Raw genomic sequence first — 13,757 nt, 5'->3', positions numbered from 1 at the left:
GCACTGCCCCACCCCAACCCCTCCCCTGAAGGGGAGGGGCTTTGACGAATTAAAGCCCTTCGACGAACGCCGCGTAGGCAGCTTCGTCCATCAGGCTGTCGAGCTCGCTCGGATCGCTGAGCGTCAGCTTGAAGAACCAGCCGGCAGCTTCGGCGTCCGAATTCACCAGGCTCGAATCGTCGGCGAGCGCGGCGTTGCCCTCGATGACAATGCCCGACACCGGCGAATAGACGTCCGACGCGGCCTTGACCGATTCGACGACCGCGGCATCGGCGCCCTTGGTCAGCTGCTTGCCGGCCTCGGGAACCTCGACGAACACGACGTCGCCAAGCTGGCTCTGCGCGTACTCGCTGATGCCGACCGTGCCGACGTCACCGTCGACATCGACCCACTCATGATCCTGCGTAAAATAACGGCTCATATCACTTGGCTCCTGCGCGGACGTAGCGGTGGGGAATGAAGGGCATTGCGGTGACGGTCGCGCTGTGGACCTTGCCGCGCTGTGCGATCTCGATGCGGGTGCCCGGCGTCGCCAGCGCGAGCGGCACATAGGCCATCGCGATCGGCTTCCCGAGCGTCGGCGCGAAGCCCCCGCTGGTGAGGCGGCCGATCGTCGCGCCGGTGTCGTCGATCACCTCGGACCCTTCGCGCGCGGGCTGGCGGCCCTCGACGATCAGGCCGACGCGCTTGGTGGCGGTGCCATTCTCGCGCTGCGAGAGGATACGCTGGGCGCCGGGGAAGTCGGCGGCCTCACGGCGGCGCTTCGACAGCGCAAAGCCGAGATCGGCCATCACTGGCGTGGTTTCGGGATCGAGATCGTGGCCGTAGAGCGGCAAACCGGCTTCGAGACGCAGCGAATCGCGTGCGCCAAGGCCGATCGGCTTGATCTCGGGCAGTGCGAGCAGCGCGTCGGCGAACGCGACGGCATGCTCGGCGGGGAGCGAGATCTCGACGCCGTCCTCGCCGGTGTAGCCCGATCGGCTGATCCAGAGCGGCACGTCGTTCCAGTGGAACGCGCCCGCGGTCATGAACACGAGGCCGTCGATCCCGGGGACGATCCGCGCGACCGCGTCAACCGCCTTGGGGCCCTGCACCGCGAGCAGCGCCTGATCCTCGAGGATGTTGATCGTGACGTCGTCGGGCAGATGCTCGATCAGATAGCTGACATCGTCATATTTGGTCGCGCCGTTGACGACGACGTAGAAGCTGCCGCTCGCGGTCGGCGACGGGTGGAGCGGGTCGTACGCCTCGGGCTCGACGTCCTGCGCCGAGAAGGGCGAGGGCTGATCGTCGGGCAGGCGCGTCGCCATCAGGTCGTCGAGGATGCCGCCATCCTGCGCGAGCAGCAGCGAATAGCGCATCTTGCCCTCGCCAAGCCCAGCGATGTCGCCCGGCAGCACGGTTTCGAGCGCGCTCGCGACGCCTTCGCCCGAGAAGACGAGCTGGCCCATGTGGCTGACGTCGAACAGGCCGGCCGACTCGCGCGTCCAGGCGTGTTCGGCCATGATGCCGTCATACTGGATCGGCATCTGATAGCCGGCGAATTCGACCATCCGTGCGCCGTTCGCACGGTGCCACGCGTCGAGCGGCAATGGCAGCACCTCGGGCTCGACGTAATCGTCGGCCTCGTCGATGATGCTCGCATAGTCTCGAATGTCGGCGTCGCTCATGTCGGTCTCCGTCGAAGGGGCGCGCGGCACCCTGTGGTGCTGCGATCCGACCCCCTCTGTCACGGAACCTGAGAGCTTTCACCGCCTGATTGGCGGCTTACCCCTTCGGTGGCCCTCGGCACGGAGCCAGGACGCTTTCCAGAGTGTCGATCAGCCCCGCGCGGTCTCTGGTGCCTGAGAGATTCCGGGGTGGTTGCTCCTTCGGCGGCCCCCTGCCCCTTTCAGGGCCGATCCTAAAAGGACCAGGAAACGCTCTCCCGCGCGGTGCCATGCCGGTTGCCCGGCATCGACGCGTCAAGCTGTGCCGCGCCGCACAATCTTAGTCAATCGGGCTTGGTCGATCGGGCCCCTGCGAGACGTGAAATTCGTGACTGACGTCAAGTTGCGACCCGAAGGACGCCCGTACCCGTCGTCATCCCCGCGGAGGCGGGGACCCATATCCTATACCGTCAACGCTCCGTCATCGGCGGTCGCCAATATGGATCCCCGCCTGCGCGGGGATGACATGGAAGGTTGTCACCCCATCACCGGATGCCCGCCCCGGTTTAAGAAGGCGACTCAGCGGGTCGCGTTGTACTTCAGCTGCTCGGCGGTCAGCTGGAACCCGACCAGCGTCTCGAAGCTGGCGCGCAGCACCGCCTGCCGCACCTCGGGCGTGCTCAGCGGATCGACCGCCGCATCCTCGTCACCGGCCTTGCGCTTGCGCGTCAGCTTCTCGCGCACGTCCGCCGACAGCGTCGCCGCAGCGCGCGTGATCGTTGCCGTACCCTGCGCATTCGCCTCCGCCCGCAGCTGGCCTGCATCGAAGTGCAGCGTCACACGGCCGACGCGCTTGGCCACGACCGCGCTGCCGCCGCGCACCACGGTCACGAAATAGGGCAGCACGACGTCGCGCGCCGCATCGGCCCGCGCGCGTCGCGCCTGGACGGTGAACGTCACATTCGTCAGGATCGGGTCGTTCGCGTCGACGCAGGTCGAGCGGACATTGGTCATCAGCGCGGTGACGTCGATCGCCGACTGGTCGCGGCTGGTGACGGGGTCGAACACGGTGATGTCGCCGGTCGCGGCGGGCACCGCGACGGTCGGGCACGCTGTGCGGATCGCGGAGATGCCGCCGGTCGCGTCGATCTCTCCCTTGGAAGCGCAACCGCCCAGGGCGAGCGCGAGGATCGAAACGGCAAGGATGGGGGCTTTCACGGGGACGCGTACCTTCTCGAACGAGCGAAAGGGCCTGCGCAACCGCACCGGCCCCTGTCACCGCGCACCATAGGAACCGGCTTTCGTCCAGGCAAGCAATCGCGTAGAGCCCGACGACTATGAGCATCCCCCCAGAGCCCATCGCAACCCCCGCAACCTCGCTCGCTGAGCCGGCCGTGCGCGGCGACAAACCCGCGCTCGAACTGCTGATCGCGGCGCCGCGCGGCTTCTGCGCCGGCGTCGACCGCGCGATCCGCATTGTCGAGCTGGCGATCGAGAAGCACGGCGCGCCGGTCTATGTCCGCCACGAGATCGTCCACAACAAGTTCGTCGTCGACACGCTGAAGGCGCAGGGCGCGGTGTTCGTCGAGGATCTGAGCGAGGTGCCCGACGATGCACCGGTGGTGTTCTCCGCGCACGGCGTCCCCAAGTCGGTGCCGCTCGACGCACAGGCACGCGGGCTCGAATATCTCGATGCGACCTGCCCGCTGGTCTCGAAGGTCCATCGCCAGGCCGAGCGGCTGGTCGCGCAGGGGCGGCACATCGTGTTCATCGGCCATGCCGGCCATCCCGAGGTTATCGGCACCTTCGGCCAGGTGCCCGAGGGCGCGATGTCGCTGATCGAAACGGTCGAGGATGCGGAAGTCTTCGCGCCGGTCGACCCCGCCAATCTCGCCTTCCTGACGCAGACCACGCTGTCGGTCGACGACACCGCGGCGGTCGTCGCGACGCTGCAGCGACGCTTCCCCGAGATGCTGCCGCCGCGTGGCGAGGACATCTGCTACGCGACCTCGAACCGCCAGGCCGCGGTCAAGGCGATCGCGCATGGGTGTGACGCGATGCTGGTGATCGGCGCGCCCAATTCGTCCAATTCGGTGCGGCTGGTCGAGGTCGCGCAGCGCGAAGGCACGCCGGCGATGCTGATCCAGCGCGCCAGCGAGCTCGACTGGGATTTCCTTGCCGGAGTCGGCACGCTCGGCATCACCGCAGGCGCGTCCGCGCCCGAGCTGCTGGTCCGCGAACTCGTCACGCGCCTCGCCGAGCGGTTCGAGGTGTCCGAGCGAGAGGTCGAGACGACGCGCGAGACGATCGCCTTCAAGCTGCCCCGCGGGCTCGAAGCCGCCGCCTAGCATGGCGGTCTATACGCAGGTCTCGGCCGAGGCGCTCGGAACGTTCCTCGCGCGGTACGACCAGGGTGCGCTGGTCTCCGCCAAGGGGATCGCCGAGGGGGTGCAGAACAGCAACTACCTCGTCGAGACCACCGCGGACCGGTTCATCCTGACGCTGTACGAGGAATGGACGTCGACCGACGACCTGCCCTTCTTCCTCGCGATGCTCGATCATCTGGCGGCGGCGGGCAATCCGGTGCCGCGCGCGCTGCCCGATCGCGACGGTACCGCGATCCAGCAGCTCGCCGGGCGCTCGGCCTGTCTGATCGAGTTCCTGACCGGCGTGTCGGTGTCGCACCCGACACCCGCGCAGGCACGGGCGGCCGGCACGGCGATGGGCCAGCTCCATGCCGGGCTGGCGGACTTCGCACCGACCCGCGCCAACCCGCTGGGCGCCGACACCTGGCGCCCGCTGCTCGAGCGGTGCGGTGCGGGGATCGACACGATCGCGCCCGGGCTGTTTGCACGGATCGAGGCGGCACTGGCGCGGGTGCTGGCCCAGTGGCCGCGCGACCTGCCGGTGGCGGCGATCCATACGGACCTGTTCCCCGACAATGTCCTGATGCTCGGCGACCGCGTGACCGGGGTGATCGACTTCTATTTCGCCTGCACCGACATCCGCGCCTATGACCTGGCGGTGATGCACAGCGCCTGGGCATTCGACGCGACCGGCGAGCGTTACGATCCCGCGATCGGCGCGGCGCTGATCGCGGGCTATGAAAGCCGGTTCGCGCTGTCCGAGGCGGAGCGCGCCGCACTGCCGATCCTCGCGCAGGGCGCCTGCCTGCGCTTCCTGCTGACGCGCGCCTGGGACTGGGTCAACACGCCGGCCGATGCGCTGGTGACGCGCAAGGATCCGCTCGCCTATTGGCGGCGGCTCGAAGCCTATCTCAAGGACGACCTGTTCACATGACCGACGACGCTGCCGCGACAATGATGACCAAGGTCGAGATCTATACCGATGGTGCCTGCAAGGGGAATCCGGGACCGGGCGGCTGGGGCGCGGTGATCCGGATGGGCGCGCACGAGAAGGAATTGTCGGGCGGCGAGCCGCAGACGACCAACAACCGGATGGAGATGACTGCGGCAATCGAGGCGCTCAACATCCTTACCCGGCCCTGCGCGGTCACGCTGTACACCGACAGCAAATATGTGATGGATGGCCTGACCAAATGGGTGAAGGGCTGGCAGCGCAACGGCTGGAGGACCGCAGACAAGAAGCCGGTGAAGAATGCCGAGCTGTGGCACGCGCTGCTCGCCGCGGTCGCGCGGCACAAGATCGAGTGGCAATGGGTCAAGGGCCATGCCGGCCACCCCGAGAACGAACGCGCCGACACGCTGGCCAGCAACGCCGCGATCGCGGCGATGACGCCCGGCCGCCGCTAGGCTGACACGAAGCGGCGGGGCGAATAGCGGTGCGGATCGATCCCCGCCACCGCAGGATCAGGCGACGTCCCGAGCAGCAAAGCGGCCGCAAGACGCGCCGCCGCCGGTGCGGTCTGGATGCCGAAGCCGCCCTGCCCCGCGCACCAGAAGAAGCCGGGTTCGCTCGGGCCGAAACCATAGACTGGCAGTCGGTCGGGCGCGAAGGTCCGCAGGCCGGCCCAGCGCCGCTCGACGTGCGTGACACGCCAGTCGACCGCCTGTTCGAGCCGGTCGATCGCGATCGCGACGTCGATCTCCTCGGGCGCGGCATCGCAGGGGTCGGTCGGCGTCTCGTCATGCGGGCTCAGCCAGAGCCGCGCGCCGGGTTCGGGCTTAAAATAGAAGCCGCCCGAAATGTCGGCAACATGCGGCATGCCCGCCGCGGCTGCGGGATCGGTACGCAACTGGACCATCGTCCGCCGGTAGGGCTGAAGTCCGATTGGTGCCACGCCCGCGCATCGCGCGACGCTATCGGCCCAGGCCCCCGCCGCATTGACCAGCACGGCGGCGCGAAACGTCCCCGCGGGCGTATCGATGCTCCACTGCCCCGAGTCGCGCCGGGCGGCCTGCAGTGCGGCGCCGGTGACGAGATCCGCGCCGTCCCGCCGCGCGGTCGCCAGGTCGAGCGCGTGCAGTCCGGCGACGTCGATATAGGCGCAGCTCGGCTCGTGCACGCCGAGCGTCCAGTCGGGGCGCAGCCCGGGGAGGAACGCCGCGGGATCGACCCGGTCGAGCTGCACATCGCTGTCGGCGAACTCGGCGAGGAACCGGTCGATCGCCGGCGCGTCCTGCGTACGGCCGATATGGAGCGAACCCAGCGGCTGAAGATGCCCGCCGGCCCTGAGCACCGGGCCCGACGCGGTCGTCAGCGGCTGGATGTCGGGGCCACCATAGGTTTCCGACCAGAAGGCCGCGGACCGCCCCGTCGCGTGGTAGCCCGGCATGTCCTCCGCCTCGAGCAGCAGCACGCGCGCATGCGGCGCGAGCATCGCGGCGAGGCTGACGCCGGCCATTCCCGCGCCGACGATCGCGACGTCGTAGACTTTCATCGGCGCGGCACCGTGTCGTCGAGAAACGCGTCGAGAGCGGCGAGCGCACGGTCACGTACGGCATCCGATTCGCGCAGGATCTCATGCGCCGATTCAGGACCGAACCGCACCAGCCGCGCGTCGCGCAGCCGCTCGACGATCCGGACCGCCGCATGCGGATCGACCAGCTTGTCGGCATCCGCGAGCAGCATCAGTACCGGCGTCGCGATCGTCTCGACGCGCGGATCGCAGGCGAGCGCGGCGGACCCGGCAAATGCTTCGGACAGCCAGGTCCAGCTCGGCGGACCGAGCTGCAGGTCGGGCTGCGCCTCGTGCCACCAGCGTTCGTCGTGATAGCGGTCGGCGTCGTGGGTGAGCAGACGCTGGCGCGAAGCGACGGGGCCGGGCCGCTCGTTCTGGCGCCAGGCCGCGCGGATCGGCGCACGCCGCGCCATGTAGCGCGCGATCCGGCCGCTCAGCCGCGCGCCGAGCGGTGAACGCAGTCCCAGCATCGGTGCGACAAGGATCGCCGCCGCCGGGTCGATCGTCCCCGCCGTCAGCGCGCGCATCACCATCAGCCCCCCCATCGAATGGCCAAGGATCGCCGTCGGGATGCCGCCATCGCCTTCGCCGCGCCATTGATGCCAGAAGCCGGCGAGATCGGCATCGTAGGTCGCGAAGTCGTCGACATGGCCGACATAGGGGTCGGGGGACAGCCGCCCCGACCCGCCCTGCCCGCGCCAGTCGAGCGAGGTCACTGACCAGCCGACGCTGCGCAGATGCGCGATCGTCTCGAGATATTTCTCGAAACTGTCGCCGCGACCGGCCTGGAAGAGAAAGCGTCCGCGCGCGTTCGGTGCCGGCCAGTCGAACCGCCTCAGGCTCCAGCCGTCGGGCGCGACCCAGCGACTGACGCGGGCATCGCCGGGAATCGCGCGCCGACTCGCGGCTGGCACGATCGGTGCGACGGTGGTGCGGGCATGCGGACGGGCCGGACCGGAGGCGGGCCCGGAGGTCGGATCAGAATCAAACATCGGCGACACAGTTACTTTTTCGAAAGCCATACCCGCTAAATGTAGTGCATGGGGTCGACGTTTACTCTTCCAATTCTACTTTTTCTGCTCGCCGGGCTGCTTGTCCTCGCTGCGATCGAGGACGCACGGACGCGGGAGATCGCCAATGCGAAGACGGCCGCAATCGTGCTGCTCGCGCCTTTGTGGTGGTGGGCCAACGGCCTGTCACCCTGGCCCGACATGGCGATCCAGATCGGGATCGCCGCGACGGTCTTCGCGCTGTTCTGCATCGCGTTTCATTTCGGGCTGATGGGCGGCGGCGACGTCAAGCTGATCGTCGCGCTGTCGCTGTGGCTGCCGTTCGGCGCGTTCATGGCGATGCTGATGGTGATGTCGATCGCGGGCGGCGTGCTGACCGCGGGGATGCTGATCGCAAGGAAGCTGGCCATGCGGCGCGCCGATTCGGGCGTCGAAAACGCCGCGATCGAGGTGCCCTACGGCATCGCGATCGCCTTTGCAGGGCTCGTCGCGGTTCAAGAACCACTCCTTAACTCCCTGCGGTAGATACTTAATGTTCGATCAATCACACGGCGCCCGAAAGGCACGATGAGTCATGGATAGTCGCAAGCTCATATTGCTGGTCGGTGCGTTGATCGTGGCCGCGGCCACGGCCTTCTTCGCCCGCACGCTGATCGCGGGCAGCGCAGCCCCGCAGGCGACCGCGGTGGCGATGCAGCCCGCCGTGATCGACGGCCCGGAAGTGCTGGTCGCGACCCGCGCGCTCCCGGTCGGCACGATCCTCGACGCGACCGCATTGAAGTTCCAGCCCTGGCCCAAGGAGCTGGTCGACAACGCCTATTACCTGAAGGACAAGACCGACCTGAAGGCGCTGCAGGGCACCGTGGTGCGCAACATGATCACCGCGGGTCAGCCGGTGACGCAGGGCGCGCTGGTCAAGCCCGGCGACCGCGGCTTCCTCGCGGCCGCGCTCGGGCCCGGCATGCGCGCGGTGACCGTCCCCGTCTCGGAACAGGCGTCGGTCGCGGGCTTCGTGTTCCCGGGCGATCGGATCGATCTGGTACTGACCCAGGCGGTGGCGGGCGGCGGCGACGGCGATCCGCTGAAGGTATCGGAGACGATCATGCGCAATGTGCGCGTGCTCGCGACCGACCAGCGCACCGACAACAAGGTCGGCGACGACGGCAAGACCGTCGTCAGCACCTTCTCGACCGTCACGGTCGAGACGACGCCCAAGATGGCCGAGGAGATCGCGGTCGCGCAGACGGTGGGCACGCTGTCGCTGTCGCTGCGTTCGATCGCGGACAATGCGGGCGAGCTCGAGGACGCGATCGCGTCGGGCAGCGTGAGCGTGCCCGCGGGGTCGGATCCCAGGACGGAGCGCGCGATGCTGCTGCGTCTCGCGAGCCAGCCCTCGTCGGGAGCGAGCAGCTACGTCACCGGCGCGGACGTGTCGCGCTACCAGCGCAGCACCGTGCCGGGCAAGGCGGTCGCGTCCGGCGGTCCGGGCGGCTCGGCACAGATGATGATGCCGGCTGGCGTACCCGGCGGCGCGCCGGCGGGAGCCCCTTCGGGCGCGATCGCGTCGGGCCCGGTCGTCCGGGTCGCCCGCGGCAACAGCATGACCATCGTTCCGGTGGGGGGGAAGTAAGATGCGTACGAGCATGACAGGGATGCGGGCGTCGCTCGGCTGGTCGTTCGCCGCGGTGCTCGCCGCGGCAGGCACCGCGCCCTCCGCGCCGGCCATCGCGCAGGCGCAGGTCTCGGCCGCTCGCGCCGGGCTGGTTCAGGTCAATACCGGGCGTGGCCGGCTGGTGACGCTGTCGCGGCCGATGAGCGACCTCTTCGTCGCCGACGACACGATCGCCGACGTCCAGGTCCGCTCGCCGACCCAGCTCTACATCTTCGGCAAGAAGACCGGCGAGACGACGATCTCGGCGACGGCCAAGGGCGGCGCGATCGTCTACAGCTCGACCGTCCGAGTCGGCAACAATCTCGATTCGATCCAGCAGATGCTCGGGCTGGCGATGCCCGAGGCGCAGGTTGTCGCGACGCCGATGAACGGGCTGGTCCTGCTCACCGGCACGGTCGCCGCGCCCGAGGACGCAGCGGAGGCCGAACGGCTGGTCCAGGCCTTCGTCGGCGATGCGACCAAGGTCCTGTCGCGGCTCAAGACCGCGACGCCGCTGCAGGTCAATCTGCAGGTTCGCGTCGCCGAGGTTTCGCGCAGCTTCGTCAAGACGATCGGCGTCAACCTGACCAGCCGCGGATCGGGCAATTTCCTGTTCAACATCGCGCAGGGGCGGCAAGGCACGATCACCACGGTCCCCGGAGTCGTCGGGGTGCCCGGCACGGCGATCGACGCGAACGGCGCGCTGCCCGGCAACACGCTGTTCGGCTTCCCTGCCAAATCCACCACCGGCTCCACGATCGGGATGGCCGGGCGCCTGCTCGGGCTCGATCTGCTCGCGGCGATCGATTTGGGCGAGCAGACCGGACAGGTCTCCACGCTCGCCAACCCGAACCTCACCGCGCTGTCGGGCGAGACCGGGACGTTCCTCGCGGGCGGCGAAGTGCCGATCCCGATCGCGCAGGCGCTGGGCACGGTGTCGGTCGAGTATAAGCAATATGGCGTCAGCTTGGCCTACACCCCGACCGTGCTCTCTGACGGCCGCATCTCGCTTCGCGTCCGCCCCGAAGTGTCGCAGCTCGATTACTCCAATGCGGTCACGCTGAACGGCACGCGGGTGCCGGGGCTGACGACGCGGCGGACCGAGACGACGGTCGAGCTCGGCTCGGGCCAGAGCATGATGATCAGCGGGCTGCTGTCGAACAACCACAACAACACCTATGACAAGACGCCGGGGCTCGCGAGCCTGCCGATCATCGGTGCGCTGTTCCGGTCGAACAGCTTCCAGCGCAACGAGACCGAGCTGGTGGTGATCATCACCCCCTATCTGGTCAAGCCGGTCAACAACCCGGCGGACATCGCGCTGCCCACCGACGGCTACAAGGCACCGACCGATGCCGGTAGGGTCCTGCTCGGCGATCTCGGCGGCGGAACGACGGGCGGGCGCCGACCGGTGCCGAGCGTCGCGCCGATGGGCTATGCCAACCCCGCGATCGGCGCTGCCGCGCCGATCGGCCCGGTGCCGACCCGCGACCCGCAGCAGCCGGCCATCCAGACGGGCACCAAGCCGAAGACGAACAAGGGCGCCGCACCGATGCCCGGCTTCTCCAACTGATCCCGCGCCGCGCCATGTTTCAAGGACTTCGCACGATGACGAAACACCCGATCCTGCTGCTATCGCTCGGATCCGCGCTGCTGCTCGGCGGCTGTATGGGAACCGAGAATCGCGGTCTCGAATCGGTCCACCAGCCGGTCGTGAGCCGCGCCAATTATGCGCTCGACCTTGGCACCGCCGGCGGCACGCTGGCGCAGGGTGAGGCGCGGCGGCTGGCGGGCTGGATGACGACGATGCGGGTCGGCTATGGCGACCGCGTCGCGATCGACGATCCTGCAGGCGAAGCACCGATGGCGCGCGCCGAGATCGCCGACGTCGTCGCGGGCTATGGCCTGTTGCTGTCCCCCGACACCCCGGTCACGCAGGCGCCGGTCAGCCCCGGCGCGATCCGGATCGTCGTCACGCGGATGCGCGCCGACGTCCCCGGCTGCCCCGACTGGTCGCGCGACGCGAGCATCGACATCGCCAGCCATACGTCGTCCAACTATGGGTGCGCGATGAACCGCAACCTCGCGGCGATGGTCGCGCGGCCCGAGGATCTCGTCCGCGGCTCCGGCGACGCCGAGACCTATGACCCGGCCTCCTCGTTCAAGGCGATCGATGTGTATCGCCGCGCGGTGCCGACCGGCGCAAACAACGCGCTGCGGTCCGAAACCGCAGGGGGCAAGTGATGAACGCACCGTGGAAGCCGGCAGGCATCGCGCACCGCGAACCCTTTGCCGCCTATGTCTGCGATGAACCGACCGCCGAGGCACTGCGCCCGATCGCGGCCGAGCTCGGCTGGTCGGTCGACAAGGTCAGCAAGGGCGGCCTGCGCAACGCGATCCAGTCGCTGTCGGTGTCCGCCAGCCCTCAGATCCTGTTCGTCGACCTCGCCGAATCGGGCGATCCGCTCAACGACATCAATGCTCTGGCCGAAGTGTGCGAGCCCGGCACGGTGGTGATCGCGGCGGGTCAGGTGAACGATGTCCGGCTCTACCGCGATCTCGTCGCCAGCGGGATCCAGGACTATCTGCTCAAGCCGCTGCATCCCGACATGCTGCGCGAGGCGTTCGGTCATGCGCAGGCGATGCTCAGCGCGCCCAAGCATGTCGAACACGCCCCGGCGCGTCCGCAATGCTCGATCGCGATCATCGGCACGCGCGGCGGCGTCGGCGCATCGACGATCGCGACGTCGGTCGCCTGGCTGATCGCGGAGAAGGAACAGCGCGCGACCGCGCTGCTCGATCTCGACGTGCATTTCGGCACCGGCGCGCTGTCGCTCGATCTCGAGCCGGGCCGCGGACTGACCGATGCGATCGAGAATCCGAGCCGGATCGACGGGCTGTTCATCGAGCGCGCGATGGTCAAGGCGTCGGAAAAGCTGTCGGTGCTGAGCGCGGAGGCGCCGATCAACGCGCCGCTGATGACTGACGGCGCCGCCTTCTACCAGCTGCAGGAGGAGATGTGCGCGGCGTTCGACTGCACCATCGTCGACCTGCCGCGCGGTATGCTGGTCCAGCATCCGCATTTGATCAGCGAGGTCCACCTCGCGGTGCTCGTCACCGACCTGACGCTGGCGGCGGCGCGCGACACGATCCGCCTGCTGTCGTGGATGAAGTCCAACGCCCCGAAGACGCGGGTACTCGTGCTCGCCAACCGGATGCATGCCGGCGGCCAGCTCGAGATCAGCCGCAAGGATTTCGAGGGCTCGATCGAGCGCCGGATCGATCATGTCGTGGTGTTCGACCAGAAACTCGCGGCGCAGGCCGCCAAGCTCGGCAAGCCGATCGTCGAGGCCGGCAAGACGTCGAAGACGATCGCGCCGATCGTCGCGCTCGTCACCGAACTGATGGTCGCGGTCGATGCCACCGGTACGGAGGCTGCGAGCGCCAAGACGCCCCGCCGGTCGGGCGGCGTCTCGCTGCTCGGCAAGTTCAGCGACCTGAAGGGGCTGATGGCCAAGCGGGCGACCAAGTCGTGACGCCGCGCGGGTCGCGGATGCGCGCCGATCGGGCGCAGAGGGCCTAGGCGGCGATGGACATGCTTCCCGTCATCATGGTCGCGCTGGGCGGCTGCACCGTGCTCGGCCTGCTGGTGTTCGCCTTTGCCGGTCCCTCCACCGGGCGCGCCCAGACACGCCGGGTCGCGTCGCTGCGTCTGCGCCACGGCGATGGCGTTGCCATGCCCGAGGCGCAGATGCGGCGGATCGCGATGGCGGGCGACACGCGGATGGATCTGGCGGTCGGGCGGTTCCTGCCCAACCGTGCCGAGCTTGCCAAGCGGCTGGCGATGACCGGCAAGGACTGGACCGTCGGACAATATGGCATGGCGACCGCGGGGCTGACGCTGGTCGTCGCGTTCCTGATGCTGGTGCGTGGCATGCCGATCTTCCTCGCGCTGTTCGTCGGCCTGTTCGTCGGCATCGGCATCCCGCATCTGGTGGTCGGCAAGGTCCTCAAGCGCCGGGTGGCCAAGTTTACGCAGAAGTTTCCCGACGCGATCGAGTTGCTGGTACGCGGCTTGCGCTCCGGTCTGCCGATCAGCGAGACGATCGGCGTCGTCGGCGCCGAGGTCGATGGTCCGGTCGGCGAGGAATTCCGATCGGTCAGCGACAAGATGAAGATTGGCCGGACGATGGACGTCGCGCTCCAGGAAACCGCGGACCGGCTCGGCACGCCCGAATTCCAGTTCTTCGTCATCACCATCGCGATCCAGCGCGAGACCGGCGGCAATCTGGCCGAGACGCTCGCCAATCTCGCCCACGTATTGCGGATGCGCGCGCAGATGAAGCTGAAGATCAAGGCGATGTCGTCCGAATCCAAGGCGTCGGCCTATATCATCGGCGCGCTGCCGTTCATCGTGTTCGGGCTGATCTGGTTCATCAACGGGACGTACATGCAGAAGTTCTTCATCGACGAACGGCTGATGGTGATCGGCATGGGCGGGCTGTGCTGGATGGCGATCGGGTCGTTCATCATGTCCAAGATGATCAGCTTCGAGATTTAGGAGC

General features: G+C 68.4%; 14 protein-coding genes and 2 riboswitches. Of the genes, 9 read left to right on the top strand and 5 right to left on the bottom strand.

From position 1 onward, the window contains the following. Positions 1–49: 49 nt before the first annotated feature. The 3 genes from gcvH to IFS44_RS03895 form a co-directional block, all read right to left on the bottom strand. Entirely contained in the window at positions 50–421 is a 372-nt protein-coding gene (gene gcvH / locus IFS44_RS03905; protein WP_192097604.1) for a glycine cleavage system protein GcvH, read from the bottom strand. Position 422: 1 nt separating this feature from the next. Continuing rightward, positions 423–1,670: a glycine cleavage system aminomethyltransferase GcvT gene (gcvT, locus tag IFS44_RS03900; RefSeq protein ID WP_192097603.1), complete on the bottom strand. Its 1,248-nt coding sequence runs from the start codon at positions 1,668–1,670 to the stop codon at positions 423–425. A gap of 46 nt (positions 1,671–1,716) precedes the next feature. Then, positions 1,717–1,820, bottom strand: a riboswitch (glycine riboswitch). Between the two features lies 1 nt (position 1,821). After that, positions 1,822–1,940, bottom strand: a riboswitch (glycine riboswitch). Positions 1,941–2,228: 288 nt separating this feature from the next. Further along, positions 2,229–2,867: a hypothetical protein gene (locus IFS44_RS03895; RefSeq protein WP_342366327.1), complete on the bottom strand. Its 639-nt coding sequence runs from the start codon at positions 2,865–2,867 to the stop codon at positions 2,229–2,231. A gap of 119 nt (positions 2,868–2,986) precedes the next feature. Here IFS44_RS03895 and ispH point away from each other — a divergent pair, with 119 nt between their 5' ends. The 3 genes from ispH to rnhA are packed head-to-tail and all read left to right on the top strand — an operon-like array spanning position 2,987 to position 5,422. Continuing rightward, on the top strand, positions 2,987–3,997 hold the full coding sequence (gene ispH, locus IFS44_RS03890; RefSeq protein WP_192097602.1) for a 4-hydroxy-3-methylbut-2-enyl diphosphate reductase: 1,011 nt from the start codon (positions 2,987–2,989) through the stop codon (positions 3,995–3,997). A 1-nt stretch (position 3,998) separates the two neighbouring features. Beyond that, the gene (thrB, locus tag IFS44_RS03885; RefSeq protein ID WP_192097601.1) at positions 3,999–4,949 is read left to right on the top strand and encodes a homoserine kinase; all 951 of its coding nucleotides are present in this window, start codon (positions 3,999–4,001) and stop codon (positions 4,947–4,949) included. Further along, positions 4,946–5,422 (top strand): ribonuclease HI, encoded by a 477-nt coding sequence (gene rnhA, locus IFS44_RS03880; protein WP_414711881.1) that lies wholly within the window; start codon positions 4,946–4,948, stop codon positions 5,420–5,422. The genes thrB and rnhA overlap by 4 nt, the downstream gene beginning before the upstream one ends. On the opposite strand, the gene IFS44_RS03875 is transcribed toward rnhA, so the two are convergent. Continuing rightward, a complete protein-coding gene (locus tag IFS44_RS03875) occupies positions 5,419–6,510 on the bottom strand; it encodes an NAD(P)/FAD-dependent oxidoreductase (protein ID WP_192097600.1) in 1,092 nt (363 codons plus the stop codon). The two genes, rnhA and IFS44_RS03875, sit on opposite strands and share 4 nt — an antisense overlap. Next, complete coding sequence (locus IFS44_RS03870; RefSeq protein ID WP_192097599.1) at positions 6,507–7,523, bottom strand: alpha/beta fold hydrolase; 1,017 nt, start codon at positions 7,521–7,523, stop codon at positions 6,507–6,509. Before IFS44_RS03870 ends, IFS44_RS03875 begins: the two co-directional genes overlap by 4 nt. 48 nt (positions 7,524–7,571) lie before the next feature. On the opposite strand from IFS44_RS03870, the gene IFS44_RS03865 reads away from it, so the two are divergent. Genes IFS44_RS03865 through IFS44_RS03840 form a run of 6 tightly spaced genes read left to right on the top strand, consistent with a single transcriptional unit; the run spans position 7,572 to position 13,753 of the window. After that, positions 7,572–8,066 carry an A24 family peptidase gene (locus tag IFS44_RS03865; RefSeq protein ID WP_192097598.1) on the top strand — a complete coding sequence of 165 codons (495 nt, stop codon included), beginning with the start codon at positions 7,572–7,574 and terminating at the stop codon, positions 8,064–8,066. 49 nt (positions 8,067–8,115) lie between these two features. Further along, on the top strand, positions 8,116–9,171 hold the full coding sequence (cpaB, locus tag IFS44_RS03860; RefSeq protein ID WP_192097597.1) for a Flp pilus assembly protein CpaB: 1,056 nt from the start codon (positions 8,116–8,118) through the stop codon (positions 9,169–9,171). Between the two features lies 1 nt (position 9,172). Beyond that, a complete protein-coding gene (locus IFS44_RS03855; RefSeq protein ID WP_244649917.1) occupies positions 9,173–10,765 on the top strand; it encodes a type II and III secretion system protein family protein in 1,593 nt (530 codons plus the stop codon). A gap of 35 nt (positions 10,766–10,800) precedes the next feature. After that, positions 10,801–11,436 (top strand): CpaD family pilus assembly protein, encoded by a 636-nt coding sequence (locus IFS44_RS03850; RefSeq protein WP_031441590.1) that lies wholly within the window; start codon positions 10,801–10,803, stop codon positions 11,434–11,436. Next, the gene (locus tag IFS44_RS03845; protein ID WP_107045336.1) at positions 11,436–12,728 is read left to right on the top strand and encodes an AAA family ATPase; all 1,293 of its coding nucleotides are present in this window, start codon (positions 11,436–11,438) and stop codon (positions 12,726–12,728) included. Before IFS44_RS03850 ends, IFS44_RS03845 begins: the two co-directional genes overlap by 1 nt. Before the next feature lie 53 nt (positions 12,729–12,781). After that, entirely contained in the window at positions 12,782–13,753 is a 972-nt protein-coding gene (locus IFS44_RS03840) for a type II secretion system F family protein (RefSeq protein WP_031441588.1), read from the top strand. Positions 13,754–13,757: the final 4 nt, after the last annotated feature.

It is taken from the genome of Sphingomonas sp. CFBP 13706 (genome assembly GCF_014842355.1).
GTDB classification, from domain to species: Bacteria; Pseudomonadota; Alphaproteobacteria; order Sphingomonadales; family Sphingomonadaceae; genus Sphingomonas; species Sphingomonas aerolata.
Note: the sequence above shows the minus strand (reverse complement) of the source record. Positions and strands in the feature narration are given on the sequence as shown.